Origin of the sequence: Bacillus sp. lyk4-R2A-2 (assembly GCF_030209735.1) — a bacterium.
Lineage (GTDB): Bacteria > Bacillota > Bacilli > Bacillales > Bacillaceae > Bacillus > Bacillus pumilus.
Genome location: NZ_JARVRK010000006.1, coordinates 318,488 through 340,662, shown reverse-complemented (window position 1 = coordinate 340,662; position 22,175 = coordinate 318,488). Strand labels below are relative to the sequence as shown.

General features: G+C 41.3%; 21 protein-coding genes and 1 tRNA gene. 17 read left to right on the top strand and 5 right to left on the bottom strand.

Annotation, left to right across the window (positions count from 1 at the left end; genetic code table 11):
• Window positions 1-77 precede the first annotated feature (77 nt).
• The 9 genes from QRN39_RS12665 (at window position 78) to QRN39_RS12625 (ending at window position 9,215) form a co-directional block, all read left to right on the top strand.
• Window positions 78-1,535, top strand: a complete 1,458-nt coding sequence (locus tag QRN39_RS12665; protein WP_050944263.1) for a tetratricopeptide repeat protein — start codon at window positions 78-80, stop codon at window positions 1,533-1,535.
• Between the two features lie 363 nt (window positions 1,536-1,898).
• Window positions 1,899-3,287 carry a C40 family peptidase gene (locus tag QRN39_RS12660; protein ID WP_106029364.1) on the top strand — a complete coding sequence of 463 codons (1,389 nt, stop codon included), beginning with the start codon at window positions 1,899-1,901 and terminating at the stop codon, window positions 3,285-3,287.
• Window positions 3,288-3,520: 233 nt separating this feature from the next.
• Complete coding sequence (trxB, locus tag QRN39_RS12655; RefSeq protein ID WP_034620189.1) at window positions 3,521-4,471, top strand: thioredoxin-disulfide reductase; 951 nt, start codon at window positions 3,521-3,523, stop codon at window positions 4,469-4,471.
• A 357-nt stretch (window positions 4,472-4,828) separates the two neighbouring features.
• Complete coding sequence (locus QRN39_RS12650) at window positions 4,829-5,293, top strand: 8-oxo-dGTP diphosphatase (RefSeq protein ID WP_284907361.1); 465 nt, start codon at window positions 4,829-4,831, stop codon at window positions 5,291-5,293.
• Window positions 5,294-5,332: 39 nt separating this feature from the next.
• Window positions 5,333-6,220 (top strand): RNase adapter RapZ, encoded by an 888-nt coding sequence (gene rapZ, locus QRN39_RS12645; protein WP_253622929.1) that lies wholly within the window; start codon window positions 5,333-5,335, stop codon window positions 6,218-6,220.
• Window positions 6,221-7,180 carry a gluconeogenesis factor YvcK family protein gene (locus tag QRN39_RS12640; protein WP_044139390.1) on the top strand — a complete coding sequence of 320 codons (960 nt, stop codon included), beginning with the start codon at window positions 6,221-6,223 and terminating at the stop codon, window positions 7,178-7,180.
• Window positions 7,181-7,197: 17 nt separating this feature from the next.
• The gene (gene whiA / locus QRN39_RS12635; protein ID WP_003213321.1) at window positions 7,198-8,148 is read left to right on the top strand and encodes a DNA-binding protein WhiA; all 951 of its coding nucleotides are present in this window, start codon (window positions 7,198-7,200) and stop codon (window positions 8,146-8,148) included.
• Window positions 8,149-8,174: 26 nt separating this feature from the next.
• Window positions 8,175-8,432, top strand: a complete 258-nt coding sequence (locus QRN39_RS12630) for an HPr family phosphocarrier protein (protein WP_003212821.1) — start codon at window positions 8,175-8,177, stop codon at window positions 8,430-8,432.
• 39 nt (window positions 8,433-8,471) lie between these two features.
• Window positions 8,472-9,215, top strand: a complete 744-nt coding sequence (locus tag QRN39_RS12625) for an arylamine N-acetyltransferase family protein (RefSeq protein WP_284907360.1) — start codon at window positions 8,472-8,474, stop codon at window positions 9,213-9,215.
• A 49-nt stretch (window positions 9,216-9,264) separates the two neighbouring features.
• Here the strand turns inward: QRN39_RS12625 and QRN39_RS12620 are convergent, their stop codons facing one another.
• Window positions 9,265-9,705 (bottom strand): ribonuclease, encoded by a 441-nt coding sequence (locus QRN39_RS12620; RefSeq protein WP_373466164.1) that lies wholly within the window; start codon window positions 9,703-9,705, stop codon window positions 9,265-9,267.
• Window positions 9,706-9,937: 232 nt separating this feature from the next.
• Window positions 9,938-10,915: a 2-hydroxyacid dehydrogenase gene (locus tag QRN39_RS12615; RefSeq protein WP_212045565.1), complete on the bottom strand. Its 978-nt coding sequence runs from the start codon at window positions 10,913-10,915 to the stop codon at window positions 9,938-9,940.
• Between the two features lie 553 nt (window positions 10,916-11,468).
• Here QRN39_RS12615 and QRN39_RS12610 point away from each other — a divergent pair.
• A complete protein-coding gene (locus QRN39_RS12610; protein ID WP_003213318.1) occupies window positions 11,469-12,050 on the top strand; it encodes a beta-class carbonic anhydrase in 582 nt (193 codons plus the stop codon).
• 37 nt (window positions 12,051-12,087) lie between these two features.
• Window positions 12,088-13,710, top strand: a complete 1,623-nt coding sequence (locus QRN39_RS12605; RefSeq protein WP_284907359.1) for a SulP family inorganic anion transporter — start codon at window positions 12,088-12,090, stop codon at window positions 13,708-13,710.
• 28 nt (window positions 13,711-13,738) lie between these two features.
• On the opposite strand, the gene QRN39_RS12600 is transcribed toward QRN39_RS12605, so the two are convergent.
• Complete coding sequence (locus QRN39_RS12600; RefSeq protein ID WP_003213115.1) at window positions 13,739-14,068, bottom strand: MazG nucleotide pyrophosphohydrolase domain-containing protein; 330 nt, start codon at window positions 14,066-14,068, stop codon at window positions 13,739-13,741.
• A 136-nt stretch (window positions 14,069-14,204) separates the two neighbouring features.
• Here QRN39_RS12600 and QRN39_RS12595 point away from each other — a divergent pair, with 136 nt between their 5' ends.
• Window positions 14,205-14,783 carry an LOG family protein gene (locus QRN39_RS12595; protein ID WP_034620142.1) on the top strand — a complete coding sequence of 193 codons (579 nt, stop codon included), beginning with the start codon at window positions 14,205-14,207 and terminating at the stop codon, window positions 14,781-14,783.
• A 64-nt stretch (window positions 14,784-14,847) separates the two neighbouring features.
• Here the strand turns inward: QRN39_RS12595 and clpP are convergent, their stop codons facing one another.
• Window positions 14,848-15,444 (bottom strand): ATP-dependent Clp endopeptidase proteolytic subunit ClpP, encoded by a 597-nt coding sequence (clpP, locus tag QRN39_RS12590; RefSeq protein ID WP_024719872.1) that lies wholly within the window; start codon window positions 15,442-15,444, stop codon window positions 14,848-14,850.
• Window positions 15,445-15,672: 228 nt separating this feature from the next.
• On the opposite strand from clpP, the gene QRN39_RS12585 reads away from it, so the two are divergent.
• The 5 genes from QRN39_RS12585 to abc-f all read left to right on the top strand — a co-directional run bounded on the left by QRN39_RS12585 (window position 15,673) and on the right by abc-f (window position 20,437).
• A complete protein-coding gene (locus tag QRN39_RS12585; RefSeq protein WP_050944247.1) occupies window positions 15,673-15,978 on the top strand; it encodes a TM2 domain-containing protein in 306 nt (101 codons plus the stop codon).
• Between the two features lie 117 nt (window positions 15,979-16,095).
• Window positions 16,096-16,171: transfer RNA gene (locus QRN39_RS12580), tRNA-Arg, on the top strand.
• Window positions 16,172-16,487: 316 nt separating this feature from the next.
• Window positions 16,488-16,952 carry a DinB family protein gene (locus tag QRN39_RS12575; RefSeq protein WP_050944245.1) on the top strand — a complete coding sequence of 155 codons (465 nt, stop codon included), beginning with the start codon at window positions 16,488-16,490 and terminating at the stop codon, window positions 16,950-16,952.
• Window positions 16,953-17,216: 264 nt separating this feature from the next.
• Window positions 17,217-18,386, top strand: coding sequence for a macrolide family glycosyltransferase (locus tag QRN39_RS12570; RefSeq protein WP_284907358.1), 1,170 nt, complete (start codon window positions 17,217-17,219; stop codon window positions 18,384-18,386).
• Window positions 18,387-18,877: 491 nt separating this feature from the next.
• Window positions 18,878-20,437: a ribosomal protection-like ABC-F family protein gene (gene abc-f / locus QRN39_RS12565; RefSeq protein WP_284907579.1), complete on the top strand. Its 1,560-nt coding sequence runs from the start codon at window positions 18,878-18,880 to the stop codon at window positions 20,435-20,437.
• A gap of 15 nt (window positions 20,438-20,452) precedes the next feature.
• Here the strand turns inward: abc-f and QRN39_RS12560 are convergent, their stop codons facing one another.
• Complete coding sequence (locus QRN39_RS12560) at window positions 20,453-21,862, bottom strand: polysaccharide deacetylase family protein (protein WP_284907357.1); 1,410 nt, start codon at window positions 21,860-21,862, stop codon at window positions 20,453-20,455.
• Between the last annotated feature and the right edge of the window lie 313 nt (window positions 21,863-22,175).

Below are 22,175 nucleotides of genomic sequence, written 5' to 3'. Positions count from 1 at the left end.
TTTTCTTTTGTTCTATGTGACGACTCTTGAAGTATGTTATACTACACACGGTACACTGTTCGAAATGGAGGGTATCAGTGAGTAAATACACTTCTCAAAATAATCACACACAAGTCGTCCAGCTATTCCAAGATGGGCATTACTTTTTTCATAAAGGTCTAAAAGCTTATAGAGAAAGAAATCTATCTAAAGCGAGTAAGCTCATACAGCGGGCTATCGTACTTGAGCCTGAAAATGTAGAAATGCTGTCACAGCTTGCTATTATTTATACTGAAATGGGTCATTTCCAACAATCAAATGAACTGCTTGATTTCATCCTTGAACATATTGATGAAAATATGTCTGAGTGTCACTATTTTAAAGCCAATAATTATGCGAATCTAGGACTCTTTCAAGAGGCATATAAGTCAGCGACTGCCTATGCTTCATTAGAAGAGAACGGGGAATTTGCAGATGAAAATGATGACCTTCTCGACCTGCTCGATATGAGTGACGAAGAGGACGAAGATTTTCCTTACGATCAGGATGACCTGATTGTGAAGCAGGATCAAGCAAATCACTTACTGGAAAGCGGCAGGCTTGATGAAGCCATTGAGATGCTGGAACAGATGATTGTTGAGTATCCAGAATTTTGGTCAGCGTATAATAATCTCGCATTGGCCTATTTTTATTCTGGTCAAATCCATCAGGCAAAAGAGATGCTGAACCGGGTTCTACATGAAAATCCGGGTAATCTGCATGCCCTTTGCAACCAGCTAGTCTTCTATCATTATGAAAAAGAAGAAGAGAAGGTCAATACGTTAGCAAAGCAATTAACGCACGTGTATCCAATATTAAGTGAACAGCGTTATAAGCTTGGCGCAACATTTGCCCTAGTTGGAGAATTTGAATGGGCCTTTAAATGGCTTTATTCTTTGTACAAAACAGGCTTTCAAGGAGATAGTACATTTTTATACTGGCTCGCAAGCGCAGCTTATTATACAGGTCACAAAACGCTTGCACAGACGGTTTGGGATAAGATGGTCGAAGAAGATATCGATGCAGATGAAATCAAGCCGTGGCAGGATAAACCTGAGGAGACTGAGCCAATGGTCTCCATTGAGGAGCGGCTGACGGCGTACTATGTAAGCAAACAAAAAGGGGAACGTGACGTTCTTCAATCTGTCCTTGATGCACGCGCAGCGAAAACAGCTTTTGAACAGCAATTCATTGAACTGCTCTTATACGAGGATGAAATGGAAGAACGGTCTTTTTCAGAAGATGCGGTTTTCGCAAAACAGGCGGCATCCAGCTTGGAAGAAGCTGTTCAGCCTGACAGCCATATGCCTTATTTTTGGTTATTCCATATTATTCAGCAGGCACGTGCTTCTGGCGTGGATAAGAAAAATGCGCCTGCATGGGCAGCAGCATCCTATTATTTATGGATGCAGGAGCAAGAAGAATCTATGAGCAAAAAAGAGATTGCAGCCTCTTTTCAAATCAGTGTTCAAACACTGTCTAAATATGAACAAGTCATTTGTACATTAATTGATTAAATAGGTAAATAGATTTAGAAGATTGCAGCATGGCCGAAAAGGTCATGCTTTTTTCTTGGATAAAAAGGTGGGATTTGCAAGGATTTGGCGAAGTATGACAATCACGACATGTTTTTGAAACATAAATGTAATAAAAATATTAGCTCATTTTGTCGATGTCTCATGTATAATGAAAATCGTGGATTAAAACAAAGACATATATTTAGATATTTTACTATACATAATGAAACACCTAGTGATAGAAACAATCTGGTCAACATCTGACTGATCAATCAGGAAGAAAGACATAGATAGCACAGATTGGTCGCAGAGAATTTGCTGCTTTCTCATGTCGCTTGGAAATTGTCAAAGGAGGAACTATTCGTGAAAAAGTTTATTACTTTCGGTTTAGCTTCGGTCATCGGAGCGAGCAGTTTATTTATCCCATTTACTCATGAAGCAAACGCACAGAACTTTGAACAAAAGAAACAAGAGCTGGACAGTAAGCAATCTGAGGTCAACAAAAACCTTCAAAAGAAAAAAGATGAGCTTTCAAAGCTTGAAGCAAAACAAGAGGCACTTGCACTAAAGCTAAAAGAAATTGACGAGAAAGCTTTAAAAACAAGTGATCAAATCGAAGAAAAACAAAAAGAAAATGAACAAACGAAAAAAGAAATCAATGCACTGAAAAAAGACATTGCTGATACTGAAAAACGTATTGAAGATCGAAACAAATTCTTGAAAAAGCGTGTACGTGCGCTTCAAGAAAGCGGCGGTTCTACGAAATACATAGATGTATTACTAGGAGCGAAAAGCTTTAGCGATTTCATCAGCCGTGCAGGTGCAGTATCTACACTCATCAACGCAGACAGCGAAATCATTAAAGAGCAAGAAAAAGACAAAGCTGAGCTCCAAAAGTCTGAAAACGAATTAAACACAAAGCTTGAAGATGTTCAAAAGACACTTACAAAGCTTGAAACACTTCAAACAGACTTGAATAAACAGCTTGATGAAAAAGACAAGCTATTCAAGCAAGTGAAAAAGCAAAAAGGAAGTGCTTCTTCTCAAATTAGCGAGTTAAACAGTGAGGCTAACAGCATTGCATCTGAAAAAGACGCAACAATCACTGCTCAAAAACAAGCTGAAAAGGAAGCAAGAGAAGCAGCTCAAAAAGCAAAAGAAGAAAAAGTACAAAGACAACAGCAGCGTCAAGCTAGTGTTCAAGCAGAAGACAACAGCTCAACGAACGACAGCAGCTCGTCTTCAAATAACAGTAACAGTGGATCTTCAAACAACAACGATAATAACAACAGCAGTTCACCAAGCAAGAAGCCATCTACTGGCGGTGGATCACCTGTCAGCAGTAACGTAGGCGGAATCGAAGGTGCAATCAGCACAGGTTCTTCCATTGTTGGACAATCTCCATATAAATGGGCTGGTGGCAGATCACAAGCTGATATTGACGCACGTCGTTTTGACTGTTCTTCATTCGTTCGCTGGGCATTTGCATCAGCAGGCATCAACCTTGGACCAGTTGGCGGTACAACAACAGATACGCTTGTAGGTAAAGGAAGAGCTGTAAGTGCATCTGACATGAAACGCGGAGACCTTGTGTTCTTTGATACGTATAAAGTAAATGGACACGTTGGTATTTACTTAGGAAACGGTACATTCTTGAACGATAACAGCTCTCGCGGTGTTTCAGTTGACTCTATGAGCAATGTTTACTGGAAAAAAGCATTCAATGGCGTTGTAAGAAGAGTCGTTGAATAAATCATTACTTACTATATAACCGTAAACAGGCTTCCTTAAACAGCAGTTTAAGGAAGCTTTTTCTTTTTTTGAACATATGAGCAAATGATTCGCTTATTATCCGCAGATTTAATAGGATATGGGTAAGGAATAAAAATAAGAGTGGAATGGATGCTTTCTGTCATGAATGGAAGCATCACCCAAGGGCATTCTAATAAGAAATGCTAGCAGCAATTGAAGAGGGAGTGACAGTTGTGTCAGAAGAAAAAATCTACGATACGATCATCATTGGAGCGGGACCTGCCGGAATGACAGCCGCTGTTTATACATCTCGTGGAAATCTTTCAACATTGATGATTGAAAGAGGGATTCCAGGCGGTCAAATGGCTAATACGGAAGATGTCGAGAACTATCCTGGCTTTGAAAGCATTTTAGGGCCAGAACTTTCAAATAAAATGTTTGACCATGCGAAGAAATTCGGTGCTGAGTATGCATATGGCGATATCAAAGAAATCGTAGACGGTGAAGAGTACAAAATCGTCAAAGCCGGTTCAAAAGAATACAAAGGACGCTCTGTCATTATTGCAGCAGGTGCGGAATACAAAAAAATCGGTGCACCAGGTGAAAAAGAACTTGGCGGCCGAGGCGTCTCTTACTGTGCAGTATGTGACGGTGCTTTCTTTAAAAACAAAGAGCTCGTCGTCATTGGTGGAGGAGACTCTGCGGTAGAAGAGGGTGTGTACCTCACACGCTTTGCGTCAAAAGTAACGATCGTTCATAGACGCGACAAGCTTCGTGCCCAAAGCATTTTACAAGCACGTGCTTTTGATAATGAAAAAATCGACTTCATGTGGAACAAAACCGTTAAACAAATTAATGAAGAAAACGGTAAAGTCGGCAGTGTGACTTTGATTGATACGGTGACTGGTGAAGAAGAAGACTTTAAAACAGATGGCGCCTTTATCTATATCGGAATGCTGCCACTGTCTAAACCATTTGAAAATCTCGGCATTACAAATAAAGAAGGCTACATCGAAACAAACGAAAGAATGGAAACGAGAGTGGAAGGCATTTTCGCCGCTGGTGACATTCGTGAAAAAACACTCCGTCAAATTGTGACAGCAACAGGTGACGGAAGTATTGCCGCACAAAGCGCACAGCATTATGTAGAAGAGCTTGCTGAAAAACTCAAAGCAACGAAATAAAAGGCTGTCGTAAATCCTTAATATAGCGTCATGGGCTTTTAACTGGAATGTAACACGGGTGAAACAATTTTCCGTTATGATAAAACTAGTAATTGACCCCCTTTTATAAGGAATACATGTTTGGCACGGATGAGAATCCGTGTCCTTTTTTTTGCTTAAAATCAGAAATTCATGAGATGTTCACAAATGACGCATGGAGAACCATTGATTGCTGTAAAATAAAGAGTAGAGAAAATGCCCGCCACTTCTTTCAGACGAAATTCGGTCTGTTTTCGGTGAAGAAGGGGCATGTTCATTGTGGGAGTCAGGATGAACCTGTATAATAAGTTAAAGACATAAAAGAGTAGGTGACAGCTGATGCAACGAGTAACCAATTGTGTGCTGCATCACGAAGATCAAGTTCTCTTGCTGCAAAAGCCAAGACGAGGCTGGTGGGTAGCGCCGGGCGGAAAAATGGAAAGCGGAGAATCGGTCAAGGATTCAGTCGTTCGAGAGTATAGAGAAGAAACAGGAATTTATATTTTAAATCCACAGTTAAAAGGTGTTTTTACCTTTATCATAAAAGAAGGCGATCAAATCGTTCAAGAGTGGATGATGTTCACCTTTATGGCAGATTCATTTACTGGAAAAAACGTGGCAGAGTCAGAGGAAGGCATTTTAAAGTGGCATGAAGTAAAGGATGTGCCGCATTTACCGATGGCACCAGGGGATTCCCATATTCTTGATTTCATGCTAAAGGGAAAAGGACTTCTTCACGGTACTTTTACGTATACACCTGATTTTGAATTGATTGCTTATCGGTTAGATCCTCAAGGAGACTAATACATGAACCGTTTTTATAAAGAAGGAGAGGAAGCAGGCATGAATACGCACAAACAAGAAGATATTCAGCTTGTGATTATTACAGGAATGTCAGGTGCGGGGAAAACCGTTGCCATTCAAAGCTTTGAAGATTTAGGTTACTTCTGTGTAGATAACTTGCCGCCATCACTTTTACCAAAGTTTCTAGAACTCATGAAGGATTCGAATTCGAAGATGAGCAAGGTCGCCCTTGTGATGGATTTACGCGGACGAGAATTCTTTGACAGCTTAGTTGCAGCCTTAGATGAAATGAGTGATCTTGGCTGGATCACACCAAGAATATTATTTCTAGATGCAAACGATAAGGTGCTTGTCTCAAGATACAAAGAAACGAGACGTTCGCATCCTCTTGCGACTACAGGTTTGCCGCTCGAAGGAATCGCAATGGAACGCGATCTGTTAGAAGAGTTAAAAGGTCGGGCTCAAATGATTTTTGATACATCGGATTTAAAACCAAAACAGCTTCGAGAAAAAATTGTCGCGCACTTTGCCACGACCCAAGGGCAGGTGTTTACAGTGAATGTGATGTCTTTCGGTTTTAAATACGGTCTGCCGATTGATGCTGATCTTGTATTTGATGTGAGATTTCTGCCGAATCCTTACTATATTGAGAGCATGCGTCCACAGACTGGAAACGATGAAGAAGTGCGCTCCTATGTAATGAAATGGAGCGAGACACAAAAATTCACAGAGAAATTAATTGACCTTCTCAGCTTTATGCTTCCGTCCTATAAACGAGAAGGAAAAAGCCAGCTTGTGATCGCTATTGGCTGTACAGGCGGACAGCACCGATCAGTGACGCTAGCGAACTACTTATCGGAGTATTTTAAAAATGACTACTACACTCATGTCACTCACCGGGACATTGAAAAGAGAAGCAGAAAATAGATGACGACACTTCCAAAGGTGGTCATTCTTGGCGGGGGCACTGGCTTATCTGTTTTGCTCAGAGGGCTAAAAACAAAGCCAGTGGACATTACCGCTATTGTAACGGTTGCTGATGACGGAGGCAGCTCAGGCAGACTGCGGCATGATTTGAATATTCCGCCTCCAGGCGATATTCGAAATGTCCTTGCAGCTCTCTCTGATGTTGAACCGCTTGTAGAAGACTTATTTCAGCACCGTTTTAACAAAGGGAATGACTTAACAGGCCACTCTCTTGGCAACCTCATTCTTGCGGCCATGACAAATATAACCGGTGATTTTTTTCATGCCGTCACAGAAATGAGCAAGGTCTTAAATGTGAGAGGAAAAGTCTTGCCAGCAGCGAATTCAAGTGTTGTTCTACATGCTGAATTAGAAAATGGGCAAGTGGTAACAGGAGAATCAAAAATCCCAACCTATGGTGAGCGAATTAAACGAGTGTTCCTCACACCCAATACGATTGAGCCGCTCCCAGAATCGATTCAAGTCATTCGTGAAGCTGATTTGATCGTCATTGGACCTGGCAGCTTGTATACAAGTATCTTGCCAAACTTGCTTGTACCGCATATTGGCGAAGAAGTGATTCGTTCTAAGGCGAAAAAAGTGTATATTTGCAATGTCATGACGCAGCCAGGGGAAACGCTTTCCTACAGTGCAGCTGATCATGTGCAGGCATTAAACGATCATATGGTTCGTCCATTTATTGATACCATTTTTGTAAACAATAAAGAAATTCCAGAAGAGATCAAAGCAAAATATGCAGAAGAACAGGCACAGCCTGTACAGTTCGACACAGATGTACTCAAGGCAATGGGACTGGAAGTCATCCCTGGGGAAATCATTACATACGACCAGCATGTGATTCGTCACGACACGCTGAAAGTAGCCGCGCTGCTTGTCGACCTGCTGCATAAGAAAAAATAGGAATGGGGGTGGCAAGGATGTCATTTGCATCCGAAACAAAAAAAGAGCTGACTAATCTGGACGTGAAGGACTGCTGCACAAAAGCAGAGCTTTCTGCCCTCATCCGTATGAACGGTTCATTATCTTTCTCTAATCGAAAATTAATTCTAGATATACAAACAGAGAACGCAGCTATCGCAAGACGGATTTATACGCTGCTAAAAAAGAAATATGATGTCACAGTCGAGCTGCTCGTTCGTAAGAAAATGAGATTAAAAAAGAATAATGTGTATATTGTCAGACTGGTAGAACGAGCGAAAACCATTTTAGAGGATTTGAAAATATTAGGTGAGCAATTTGTATTTGAGCGTAATATTTCAGAAGAGCTTGTAAAGAAAAGATGCTGTAAGCGCTCCTATATGAGAGGTGCTTTTTTAGCAGGCGGTTCTGTAAATAATCCAGAAACGTCTTCCTATCACCTTGAGATTTTTTCACTATATAAAGAACACAATGATGCCCTTTGTGAGCTGATGAACCAATTTCATCTCAACAGTAAAACACTTGAGCGTAAAAAAGGCTACATCACATATATGAAAGAAGCCGAAAAAATCACCGAATTCTTAAGTGTTGTAGGTGCGCATAATTCACTTCTTCGCTTTGAAGACGTTCGGATCGTCCGTGATATGCGGAATTCCGTGAACCGGCTCGTCAATTGTGAAACAGCAAACTTGAATAAAACGATTGGTGCATCCCTGCGCCAGGTCGAGAACATTCAATTCATTGATGAAAAAATTGGACTTGATGCCCTGCCAGATAAGCTGCGAGAAATTGCAAAGCTGCGAGTCGACTATCAAGAGGTCACGCTAAAGGAATTGGGAGAAATGGTGGAAAGCGGCAAGATCAGCAAATCAGGCATTAATCACCGCTTAAGAAAGCTAGATCAAATTGCAGAACAATTACGAAACGGACAAGCTGTTACACTTAAATAGGAGAATGAAAAAGGGAGGCAGATCATATGGTGGAAAAAACGGTCACCATCCAGTTGAAAACAGGCTTGCAGGCACGTCCCGCTGCTTTGTTCGTACAGGAAGCGAATCGCTTTGGGGCTGAAATTTTTCTAGAGAAGGACGGAAAAAGAGTCAATGCGAAGAGCATTATGGGTCTCATGAGCCTTGCGATCAGCTCTGGGATCACTGTCAAACTGATAGCAGATGGTGCGGATGAACAAGAAGCCATTGATGCGTTAACGGATTTTATCAATCAAGAAAACTGAGTCTCTTCACAGACTCAGTTTTTTTAGAAGGGAATGAACATGATGCAATCAGCATTTTTACAAAAGATCGGATACGAAGGCCAGTCCATCACCTTTGATGACCTGCCTGCATTATTAAAAAAGATGGCCTACACCTTTCCATTTGAAAATAGATCTGTGCTGAACAAACAATCCTATGCCTTGAATCAAGAAGGATTGAAAGAGCATCTTCTTGAAGGAGGCAGAGGAGGTCTTTGTTACGATCTCAATCCTCTTTTATATTATGTGTTAAAAGAGGCAGGACTCGCTGTACAGCTCGTTCAAGGGACCGTGTATAACAAGGAAGCGGGCACATGGGCAATTGATGGTACGCACGTAGCCATGACGTTGAATCATCACAACGAACGGTATCTGATTGATGCGGGTTTTGGTGTGAATTTACCTCTACAGCCTGTACCCTTTACTGAAGAATGGGTGGAAGGAGCGTCTATTCGGTTTCGAGTCAAAGAAGAGAAAACCGAAAAAGGTACGCATCTTGTCCAATTAGATAGAGGAGAAGGCGCTGAAACAGGCTATGCATTTACATTGGAAGAGGTGAGAGAGTCTACATTGGTCCAAATGAGAGAGGAGATTTATGAAAATGAAGCCTCTCCTTTTAACAAAAGACCGCTTGCTTCAAAGCTCACACCAACAGGACGTGTAATCGTCACCGAGAATCATGTCACTATACATGAACATGAAGAAGTGTCGAAAAAACCGCTGTCTCTGCCTTTTGAGGAATACGTGAAAACCCTGCTGCCATAAGTGGCATCAAAAAACAGCCCTGCGTCAAATGGGGCTGTTTTTTGATTGATTATCGAATCCGTGTGAATGTCGCGTAATGGTCTGTTGTTTTGTAAATGAGCCAGTCACTTGAATACACGAGGCGGTCAGCATTGCGGAAGCCTGAGACGTAGTTGATATCTGCCTCACGCCATGTGCGGCCGCTTGCTGAAGGAAGACGTCCCTCCCGGTTAGAGAAAACATCTCCACCGATGCTTTTGCCTGGGGCAACCTCTGCTAGATTTCCCTTTGATGCCACCCATCCAAGAGCACTTGCTTGTGATTTTGTGATGTAGTTATCAGGCAGTCGTTTGTAGCGAATCAAATAATCGGCTACACCATCAAACGTATTAATGACGGCAAGGGTATGAACATCTGATGTCAGTTGAACAGAAGCTGTTTCATTTGTGGCGGTCGGTGTAAGTGGTGTTTCGGCATAGGCTTGCTGCGGAATAAAACCAGAAAACAGAATAGCAGCGATCAGAGCAAACATAGTAAAAACCGAACTGATTTTTTTCATCTTCATCCTCCTATTAAGGAAATCGGAAGCTGTCCTCTTGATGCTTGTCTACCTCATATTATAGCACCCGAATATGAAGGAAATGTAAAGAAACAGGATCTTTGCTAAAATGAGGCTTTTCTCCTGATATTCTTCTGATGAAATTAATAAAAAGACGCAGCTCTGAATCCTGCGTCTTTTCCGATTAAGATGAAGCAAGCTCCTTCACAATATCTACAGGGGCTTTGCCATCAATTCCATGAATCACATTATGAATGGCTCGTTTCAGCATAAGATCCCGTGTTGTTTCAGTAGCGGAACCGATGTGGGGAACAAGGGTGACATTGTTCATTTCTTTGAAAGGATGATTCTCCTGAAGCGGTTCCTGTTCAAACACATCAAGACCTGCGCCTTTGATCCATCCCTCTTGAAGCGCTTGAATGAGGCTTTTTTCGTCCACTGTTTTCCCGCGGGAGATGTTTACAAATAAAGCCGTTTGCTTCATTAACTTCAATTCTCGTTCGCCAATCATATGATACGTTTCATCGGTCAGCGGTGTAATCAACACAATGATATCAGCTTGCTTTAGCAGGTCATCAAGTGTGCAATATAAAGCGCCATATGCTGATTCAGCCTTTTCATTCCGGCTGCGGTTATGATACAGAACATTCATATCAAAACCATGTGCAGCTCGTTTGGCAACTTGCTCTCCGATTCGTCCCATGCCAATAATGCCAAGCGTTTGATGATGGACATCGATGCCAAAGATATCCTCTTCCTGTACAAATTTCGTCCATTTCCCCTCACGGATAAAACGATCAAGCTCGGCAATTCTTCGTGCAGAGGAAAGAATGAGTGAAAATGCAAGGTCAGCCACAGTGTGGTCGAGTGTATGAGGCGTGTGTGTACCAATTACGCCTCTTTGGCTCATCAATTCTATATCGAAATTGTCATAGCCGACAGAGTTATTGCTCACTACTTTGAGTTTTGGTGCGTGATCTAATAGCTCTTGATCGATTTTCGTCCCAGACGTTAAAAGACCATCAGCATGCTGCAGTTTTTGAAACAAAATATCTTTTGGAATGGGGTCCTTGGATTGCCACACCTCATATGTACAATGTTCCTTTAGTATTTCCTCAAATGAAGCAGGTAATGGTTTGGCGACAAAAATGTGTGGTTTCATTGTCAACTCGCTCCTTTCACATGATCATCTTGCTCCTTTTATTATAAAGCAACCATTTCGGCTGAACACGTTTGAAGGTTATCTGCTCAATATTTAATATACTAAAATAACGGAAAAGAGAGACATTTTCTTAGTGAAAAAGGGTATTCATATGCCATCTGATGCATTTTTTACTTAGATGAAAATCAGCTAATAGGAGTTGTGACATATGAAAAAGCCGGTTTTTCTGAGAGATTATCTGACAAACTGGAAAATAGATCGAGATTTTTTGATAGAAAAATGATTATATTTGAAACATATTAAACGGGAAGGTCGTTTTCTACTAAACCATTTCATCGTCTTTTGGCGAGTAGAGAACGATAGATTGAAAGGAAGACCGCGTCCCCCTTGCGATGAAGCGTAAATGAGAGAAAATGATCACATTTCTTCTCATCGTTTTCTCATTTTTTTCTTTTTTTTCTATCATTTTTCATCTTTATGCTTGAGAACACACGAAAGAAAAGGAGGACAGGCAGGAGCTTACGTGACTTATAAAAAGATGGGAGATGGCAGGATGGGATCAAAATTAGAACAGATTCTTCAGCACAATTCAAAGTTCGTACAAGAGAGACATTATGAGCCTTACAAAGCGGGGAAATTTCCTGAAAAGAAACTCGTCATATTAACTTGTATGGATACACGTCTTTTGGAATTATTGCCGCAATCCATGGGGCTACGTAACGGTGATGCGAAGATCATTAAAAATGCGGGCGCCATCGTAACACATCCTTTTGGCAGTGTGATGCGGAGTATTCTGCTAGCAATCTATGAGCTAAAGGCAGAAGAGGTATGCATTGTAGGACATCATGAATGCGGAATGGCAGGTCTTGCGGCAGATCCTTTACTTGAAAAGGCGAAAGCGCGTGGCATTGAAGAGAAATGTTTGAGCATTGTGAAAAACTCAGGAGTTGATTTAAAGGGATGGCTGACAGGCTTTGATTCGGTTGAAGAGAGCGTGTCCCAAAGTGTGAAATTGGTTAAAGAGCATCCATTGATGCCAAGTGATGTGGCTGTTCATGGACTTGTCATTCATCCAGCAACGGGAAAGCTGGATGTCGTTGTGAAAGATAATCAGATTGATGCGCAGTATACCTAAATCATCTACACATACTTGAAGGAGGCCAACACATACCATGCGTTTTTATGGAAGATTTGAAGGATATAATTCATCAAAATTTAGACGTGATTTAATCGCTGGGCTTGTCGTGGGCGTTGTGGCAATTCCTTTAGGCATGGCTTTTGCCATTGCATCTGGTGTCGGACCAGAATATGGATTATACACAGTCATCGTTGCCGGCATTTTGATTTCATTGTTTGGTGGTTCAAAGTATCAGATCGGCGGGCCGACTGGGGCGTTTGTTCCGATTTTATTTGGTATCGTCAGCCAATACGGTATCGAAAACTTACTCATTGCCGGTTTTATGGCAGGGTGTATGCTTGTATTATTCGGGATATTCAAACTAGGGAAGCTCATGAAATTTATTCCTCGTCCGGTTATCATCGGCTTTACTGCTGGCATTGCTGTCATTATTTTTTCAGGACAGATTGCCAATTTCCTCGGATTAAAGGGTGTTGAAAAGCATGAAAGCTTTTTCCTCAATATGAGAGAAATTGTGGTCCATCTCGGTACCGCAAACAGTCTTGCCATCATCACAGCTGTTATTGCGCTTATTGTGATTTTGGTGGCACAAAAATACATTCCCAAAATACCTGGTGCTCTATTAGGTCTATTGGCTTCAACGTTTCTAGCTGTTCTCTTTTTCCAAGGACAAGTTGAAACGATCGGCTCGGCATATGGGGAAATTCCTCGTCAGCTGCCAAGCTTTGCTTTTCCTGAATTAACGATTGAAAAAATGATCTACCTCCTCCCTCCAGCGATTGTCATTGCGCTTTTAGGCGGAGTAGAATCGATCTTGTCCGCAATGGTTGCTGATAATATGAAAGGCTCTAAGCATGATAGCAACAAGGAGCTTGTCGGACAAGGGATCGCCAATATGGCGGCACCGCTGTTCGGAGGAATTCCGGCGACTGGGGCGATTGCCCGTACGGCAACAAACATCAAAAATGGCGGAGCAAGCCCGATTTCAGGTGTTGTGCATGGCGTCGTCGTGCTGCTCATCTTAATGCTCTTTGCGCCATATGCGTCGATGATTCCACTTGCTGCGATGGCACCGATTTTAATGTTTGTGGCTTGGAATATGAGTGAGAAAAAAGAGTTTATCAATATTGTAAAAGTGAAAAATGCGGATTCCCTTGTACTTGTTGTGACCTTCCTGCTGACGGTCATCGGTGATTTGATTATTGGCGTCACCGCAGGTCTCATTTTAGCCTTTATCGCTTTCATCAAAAAAATGAGCCAGACGACCAGCATTCATCCAAACGTTGCGGTTCCCCAGATGGAAACAGCAGCTGCTTTAGAAAAACAGACAGACCAGCAAGGCATCAGTATGTACGCCATTGAAGGGCCGCTGTTTTTCGGAACAACAGATTCACTCGAAAATTCGATTCTTGACCATGTTCAGACAAAGCCGAAAACGCTCATTCTGCTCATGAATAAAGTCAACTATATGGACACATCAGCAGAAGCGGTGCTGATGAATATCTCCAATCGGTTAAAGCATCATAATGGCAAGCTGATGATTGTCGGACTTCAATCACAGCCGAAAGAGCTTTTGCACAGAACAGGTCTTTTCCATCATATTGGAAAACAGCATTTCTTTGAACGAACAGATGATATCTCACCACAGCAGCTATAAAGGTGGAAAAAAGCACGTGACGATGTGGTCACGTGCTTTTCAGTTCTGAAAAACGCTTTGTGAGTTTCTGTTGATGAGAGGAGAAAATCTCTTCTACTGTGACATCATAGAGATCGGCTAAAATAAGTAGATTCGCTAACACATCTCCCATTTCTTCAACGAGTTCTTTCTTCAACTCAGATGATTTTTGTTTTTGCTCGTCAGGCCGGTCACGTCCGATCTCGATGGCTCTAACAGCGCGAGCGAGTTCTCCTGTTTCTTCCATCAGGAACCCTAACCGGATAAACGGTCCGTATTCTGTCCAATTTCTCTTTTTGTAAAAATCCTTGATCCATTTCTCCATCTCATTTGTTTGCATTCTCTTTATACAGCTCCTTATATGGTGTGCACCTTTTGATTTTACACTATATATAGATGAAGCGGCTGTTTTTTTAAAAACAATTATAGTAGAATGAGTGGGTGAAGAAATCATAGAGAGAGATGGAGCTGTTTTGATGAAAACGATTTGTGTGTTTGCTGGTTCGAATCCAGGCGTGAAGGACGTGTACAAAGAAAAGGCTGTAGAGCTGGGGACTTATATGGCAGAGCATGACATCCGTCTTGTATACGGCGGTTCACGAATTGGATTGATGGGTGCCATTGCAGATGAGGTCTTAAGACATGGCGGGCAAGTCATTGGAGTTATGCCTAAGGGGCTTTTTAGAGGAGAAGTTGTACATCAAGAGCTGACAGAGTTAATTGAGGTAACGGGAATGCATGAACGAAAAGCGAAAATGAGTGAGCTGGCTGATGGATTTATTGCGATGCCAGGCGGCTTTGGTACATATGAAGAATTATTTGAGGTGCTATGCTGGGCACAAATCGGCATTCACCAAAAGCCAATCGGCTTGTATCAAGTGAATGACTATTTCAATCCGCTCATTGACATGGTGAAGTTTAGTGTACAGGAAGGTTTCTCGAATGAATCACACCTCCAATTGTTACATGCCTCCAGCGAACCGGAGGAATTAATCACGCAGATGGCTTCTTATCAAACACCATCTCTTCAGCAGAAATGGACGGAGCTGTCTTAAAGTAAAGCGTATTTCAACCACAAAAAACCGTCTGTTCAAGGAGCAGACGGTTTGTTTTGTTATATTATTTTTGTTCTTCTGAATTACGGGTCAAGACTTTGTCAATGAGTCCGTATTGAAGTGCTTCTTCTGCTGTTTTGAAGTTGTCACGATCTGTATCGCGCTCAATGACTTCGATTGGCTGACCAGTCCGTTCAGCAAGTACTTGGTTCAGTTTATCGCGTAAAGAAAGGATTCGTTTTGCCGCAATTTCAATTTCTGTTGCTTGACCTTGGGCACCACCTAGTGGTTGGTGAATCATGACTTCACTGTTTGGAAGAGCATAACGCTTACCTTTTTCACCAGCAGCAAGCAGGAACGCACCCATAGATGCAGCCATACCAATACAAATGGTTGATACCTTTGGTTTAATAAATTGCATCGTATCGTAAATGGCCATACCAGCTGTGATTGAACCGCCAGGGCTGTTAATGTAGATAGAAATATCTTTTTCTGGATCTTCAGCTTCTAAGAAAAGCAGCTGTGACACGATGGAGTTGGCAACATTGTCATCGATCGCAGAACCAAGCATGATAATACGGTCTTTTAAAAGACGAGAATAAATGTCGTAAGCTCTTTCCCCACGATTTGTTTGTTCAATGACTGTAGGTATTAAATTCATAATGTTCCTCCTTCACCTTTTAGGTAAGTATGTAATTCAATGATACATTTTTGGTCAATAAAGGTCAAACAAAACGCAATCAAAAAATTCGACAGCCACATGTTATTTTTCCCAAAATTTATTTTTCTTAAACCATGGAAAAGTTTTAAAAAAATATGGTAAAACTTTCTGTTATGAGGTAATATTACCTATGTTATTATTATATATAGTCAGAAAGAAGGAAGAATAGTGGATAATCTTTTGGAGAAAAGTAGTTTGACTGATCAACAGCGTATTGTTGTATCAACTGAACTTCAAGCCAAAAAAAAGTCGAAATTAGTTGTATTTATTTTGTGGTGGTTCCTTGGAGCTATTGCTGTTCATCGTTTTTATCTTGATGAAAAGAAAGGCTATGCAGTGACCATGCTTCTACTAGGATGGTTGACATTGTTCATTTGGCCATTTATTGATGGGATCATTTGTCTTGTCAAAACAGTGGATGAAGTAAATGAAAACATGGAACGAAAAATTATTGCATCTGTTAAAAGTGCATAAGTCGACATGTCTGCATCTTTTCGGTGCAGGCTTCTTCTTTGAAGTCATCAGAATATCATTGCTTTCTTGCAGCATTTCCCTTATAATTTGATATGCTGACGTTCAAAAACATATCGTGCGCTCGTAGCTCAGTTGGATAGAGCGGTGGTTTCCGGTACCACGTCTGCCGGGGGTTCGAATCCCTCCGAGCGCGTCTATAGTATCCGATAGGATTCGATTTATCATTTATGAAAAAGCTGAAAACCCTTTGAAATAAAGGGTTTTTTGTTTTTTTATGAGTGGTATTGTGTGAGTAAATTGAGAGGAACTTCACTATTTATCATCGTTTAAGTGAAGTAGTTCATTTTGTACCAAAAAGCACGGAGTAAAATTGTTAAAAAGACAAATTTTTTTTATGATAGTGATTAAGTAAAGTTAATCTATAATTGGAGTCTAAAATCATTGAATCAACAATATTCTCAAAGCTTGTTCAACTAAAAGGGCAGAATCCTTTAATAAGGAGGGCACTCATGAATTGTGAAAGTGTTTTACATCAAATTGAAGTAGCTGTTAAAACATTAATAGAAATAGTAAGTCAATTAGAAGAAGATGATTTACAAAAAAAACCAACACCTCATAAGCAGTCTATCGGAGAGTTGCTGGAACACATTGCGATCATTTGTGAAGCGGACTGGCGTATTGCTAATGAGGCTACCCAAGAAGAGATGGAAAAGTTTTATGCTAATGTATCATATAGAACTTTAAAGTCGATAGAAAATGGCTTAATGACTAACTTTCATTCATTAAAAAATAATTATATGAAATTATCGGACACAGAATTACTGTCTCGTACCACTTCATATTGGGGTGTGACATATACAAGGTATGAATGGTTGTTAGAAATATTAGCACATGTATATCATCATAGGGGACAATTACATGCTATGCTTGTTCACTGTTACAATAAAGACCTCAAAATTTTAATGTTTGAATAATGTTCTTCAACTTCAATCAATGAATTTATCTATGCAGATCCGATCTCAATTGAAAAACAGTCTGCTGCGTTTAAACAAATGCTGCTCAAAAAATAATAGAAAAGGGACAAAGCACTTAACTTGGGGCTTTGTCTTTTTTCTTCTAGTCATCTCTTAAAATACTAGCCATAAGACTCATTTCTTCCCTTTACAGGCGTATTTGTTGAGCCTGCTGGCTGTATATGATTAACATGGAAGAGAATTGACAATGAGGAGGGATTTCTTGTGGCGAAGATTTTATTGATTACATTTCCCGCTGAAGGGCATGTGAATCCTATGTTAGGGATCATCAAAGCTTGGGCGGATCGTGGAGATGAAGTGCATGCGGTCACAACTGTACATTATGAGGAACGAATCAAACGCTTAGGCGCTCACGTACATAAACATCCAGACTATATTCGGACATTACACGTGGATGAAGGAAATCTCGATTCCATGCAGCCATTCTTTCATGCCATGCTGCAAACATCATTTGATATTTTAGAGGTGGTGGAAATACTTTCTCAGCAGCATTCATTTGATTTTGTCTATTTTGATATGTTTGGGGCAGGGGAGCTTGTTCGAGATTATTTACAAATTCCAGGGATCGGTTCAAACCCATCCTTTGTGCTGCAAGAGGCGCATTTTGATACACCGCTATACAGAAAAGATGAGAAAGCCGATCATCTGTTAGAAAGCATACAAGAGCGTTTTGGCGTTCAGCCAACGCGTTTGATGCAATTCATGAAAAATCGCGGAGAACTGAATATCGTGTATACAAGTGAGTATTTTCAGCCGTCTGTCGATGCAGTGAACGATTCATTTGTTTTCATTGGACCGAGCTTTCTAAAAAGGGCAGATCAGCATGATTTCCCGCTGGAAGCACTTGAGCAAGATAAAGTCGTCTTTATTTCGATGGGCACCGTTCTTGGGGATACAGATGCATTTTTTAATATGTGTATTGATGCCTTTGCCGATTTTGATGGAAAAGTGGTGCTCGCAACAGGTGAAAAAGTGGATCGGTCTCTCTTGAAAGAAGCACCTTCTCATTTTCTGATTGAGCCTTATGTGCCGCAGCTTGAAGTGCTTGAGCTGACAGATGTGTTTGTGACGCATGGCGGAATGAACAGTGTCAATGAAGGCATTCATTATCACGTTCCGATGGTTGTCATTCCTGTCGACAAAGATCAGCCGATGGTCGCACAAAGACTGACCGAGCTATCTGCTGCCCGTGCACTTGATAAAGAACAGCTGACAGCAAAGCAGCTAAGAGAAACCGTGGAATCTGTTCTGGGAAGTAACACGTACCGTGCTGGAATCGAAAAAATTGAAGAAAGCTTCCAAACAGCAGGAGGAACAGATAAAGCATTGCGGGCGATTGATCAATGGATGCAGACGAAACAGACTCAATCATGAGTCTGTTAGCGTGTAGGTAAACCCACGCATTTGGTGTCTGACGTGCGTGAAAGTGGAATTCGCTCCGCTTCGGTACCAGTCCTTCCAAGACTTCAAAGGTTTTCTATTACGCTGAATTGAATGGACTCACCTGTGCCATTTCCGCTTGACAAAAAATAACCAATCTTTTATTGTAAACGTAACAAACGACGGAAGGGTGACCCAATGCAATGAAGTACTAATCCTATGACCTGTAAGCAAAATGAAAAAACGAAGGCAGTGAGCAAACGATTGGTTTGCCATGTTTGCTGCGTTTTCATTTTTTAGCTTCGGAATAGGATGGTACAGCTTGGGAATCAAAGAATGAGAAGATTGATACGGGGGATGTGTGTGTTCAGATAGGAACGGCACGTCATCTGGAATTGATCCGCTTATTTTTGTACACCATTTTGCCTCCTATTCTGAGAATGGGAGGCTTTTTCATGTCTCCTGATACGAAAGGAGAGGGTTGGATGTTAGTAAAAGCCAATCAGTTAAAGGTTTTTCGAAAAGATCGATTGTTATTTGATATCGAGGAGCTTGCCATCCATCAAAGTGACCGCATTGGACTTGTCGGGGCAAATGGAAGCGGGAAAACGACGTTATTGCATGTGCTCGCGGGGCAAGAGACACCAGACAGTGGCACGTTTGCCGCCACAACGACCTGCACACTGCTTCCTCAGCTAAAACAAGCGGATGGCACACGGAGTGGTGGTGAGATGACCCAGACGTATATTGAAAGCGCGTTAAACCGTCCTTCTGCCCTTTTATTAGCAGATGAACCAACGACTCATTTAGATACAGAGCACATTGAGTGGCTGGAAGAGAAGCTGAACAATTATCAAGGAGCCCTCATTGTCGTTTCACATGATCGTGCTTTTTTAGATGCGGTATGTACGGAGATTTGGGAGCTGGATCATGGACAGCTCAATCAATACAAAGGCAACTACACGCAATTTGCACAGCAAAAAGAGCTGGCGCATCGTCAGCAGGTGGAAGCGTACGAAGCTTATACTCAAAAGAAAAAACAGTTAGAGCATGCGCTAGAAAAGAAAAAGAAAAAAGCCGACAAAGCGACAAAGCCATCCCAAAAGCTGAAATCCTCAGGGCCAAAAATTGCAAAGCCCTACTATGCAAATAAGCAAAAAAAGCTGCAAAAAACAGCCAAATCGATTGAAACAAGGATGGAGAAATTAGAAAAGGTTGAGAAAGTAAAAGACATTCAGCCCATTCAAATGACGCAGCACACAATGAAGGAAGTAGCGAGCCGTACCATTTTGCGAGTGAAAAATGTAGATGGCAAGGCGGGCGATCAATTGCTTTGGAAGCAGGCGAATGTGGAAGTGAGAGGCGGGGACAAGGTCGCCATCATTGGCAAGAATGGGAGCGGGAAAACGACATTTCTCCGAATGCTGGTAAATGGACATCCCGGAGTTTCTCGCTCAGACGCTGTCAAGCTCGGCTATTTTCGTCAGGATCTTTCAGGCTTAAAGGTAGATGAATCGATTTTACAAAATGCGCTGAAAGAGGCAGTTCAAGATGAGACAGTGGTACGAACGGTTTTAGCGAGACTTGGGTTTCGAGGGGATGACGTGTATAAACCTGTCGGGGTGTTAAGCGGAGGAGAACGGGTGAAGACCATGCTGGCGTCCTTGCTTGTCAGCGATGCCAATGTTCTCATGCTGGATGAACCGACGAACTTTCTAGATCTGGCGGCAGTTGAAGCGCTTGAAGGTCTATTGAAGGATTACCCGGGTACGGTTGTGTTCGTTTCCCATGATCGCAGACTGATTGAGAATGTGGCGACTCGCATTTTCCATGTTCATGAAAAGCGTATTGAAGCTTTTTGTGGAACATATGAAGCGTATAAACAAAAAGGCGACAAACCAGCTGTGACCCAAAGAGAAGAGGAGCTTCTGTTAATTGATTTACAGCTGTCTGAAGTGCTCAGCCGGTTAAGTATTGAGCCGTCTCAGGAGCTGGAGGAGACATTTCAAGCATTATTGAAACAAAAGAAATCTTTGGAGTCATAAAGAAAACCCCTGTGTTTATTGCACAGGGGCTTGTTCATGTCGTTCTTTTTTTAATTGATCAAGCTCACTGACGGTGACGAGCTGATAGCCTTGTTTGGTGAGTTCATGAATGATCTTCACTGCTGCTTGAGCTGAGCTGTCATAAATATCGTGCATTAACACCGTTCTGCCATCTGCTGCATGTGAAAGAACGTGGTTTGTGATCTGCTGGCTGTTGCGAATTTTCCAATCCTCAGGATCAACATCCCATAAAGAGACCTTCATCCCAACCGCTTGATTGATGTCTTGATTTGTTCCACCATATGGCGGTCTAAAGTGCGTAGGTGTATACCCGCTCGCTTTCTCAATCAGCTTCTGAGTGTCCTTCACTTGTTTTACCGCCTCCTTTAAAGGCAGTCTTGTTAATAAAGGATGACTGTAAGAATGGTTTCCGATTTCATTCCCGCCTTTTAGAATATCGGCAAGCATACTAGGATAATACTGCACCCTGCTGCCTAATACGAAAAAGGTCGCATGTCCTTTATTTTCCTTCAGTGCTTCTAAAATCTTTGAGGTGGTCGCTGGGTTCGGACCATCATCAAATGTGAGGGCGATGGCTTTTTTATTTGGATCAAGCTTTGATTTTTGCGGCAGCTTGACGGCTTTTCTTTTCGGATTTGATTCTTTCATTTCATTTTGATTTTTGGTTTTATTCATATATTCTGGCTTCATTATATCTTTCAGCAGCGTCTTTTTAATCGCAAGTGTTTGGGGACCAAGATCCTCGCCGGCTACTTGAGATGCTGGGAAATAAAATTCTACATATTTCTCTTTCAAGGCAAATTGACTGAAGTTTTGGGCAGTAGGGGCTGTTCCTTTCTGAAGGAGCGTCTGATCCTTAGATAAGGTTTTGTCCTTTTGAAGCTCTGAATATGTAATGTAGGATAATTTCTTTAAAAAGTTGGTTTTAGGTAGAAATAAATCTTTTGTGTCAAGAAAGGTTTTTTTCTGAAAATCATAGTTGATTGTGAGATGATTGGTGGTCCCATTTTGCTGACCTGTATAGGTATAAGTCGTAAAGCGAATAGCAGCCGACTGCTTCGCATAATGCACCATATCATAATCAATATTCAGTTCAAAGCGTTTGTTTTCATCGACGTCCTTGGCTTCACTAAACGTCTTTTTGAAATGCTCTAAAGCTGAATTTGCGTAGCTTTGAATCTTGTCATCTAGCTCTTTTTGATGAAAAAGAGGATAGTTGACTGCATATCTCATAAATTTCCCGTCATTTACGAGAGTAACGATTTCGACGTTTTTATAGTTCGTATCCTGCTTTACATTTTTCTTCTCGGTCCCACTTGCTTGTTGATTCTGAAAGAAAGCAACGACTCCAATGACGATCGCAAGTGCAAATAGGCCGATACTCCATTTTCCCTTTAATGACACAACGTTCAAATCTCCTCTCAAGACGGGTCATTCTTTATCAGTTTGACATCTGTTTGTAATATTTTTATAACATTTGACTTACTTTTGTCATTTTAGAGGATATTCAGGCGGAATGTCAACTATTTTCCTATTAAACTATGAGAAAAAATGATAGGCCATTTCAAACGAGCAAAGACACTGTATGACACTGTCACCTGCATACCTTCATTAATTAAAAAATGAGGTGTACATTGATTTTTGAGAGGCAGGCAGATATAATTTTGATGATTATGATTCTCATTTTCAAACAGACTTTTAATGAAGAAAAGGATGA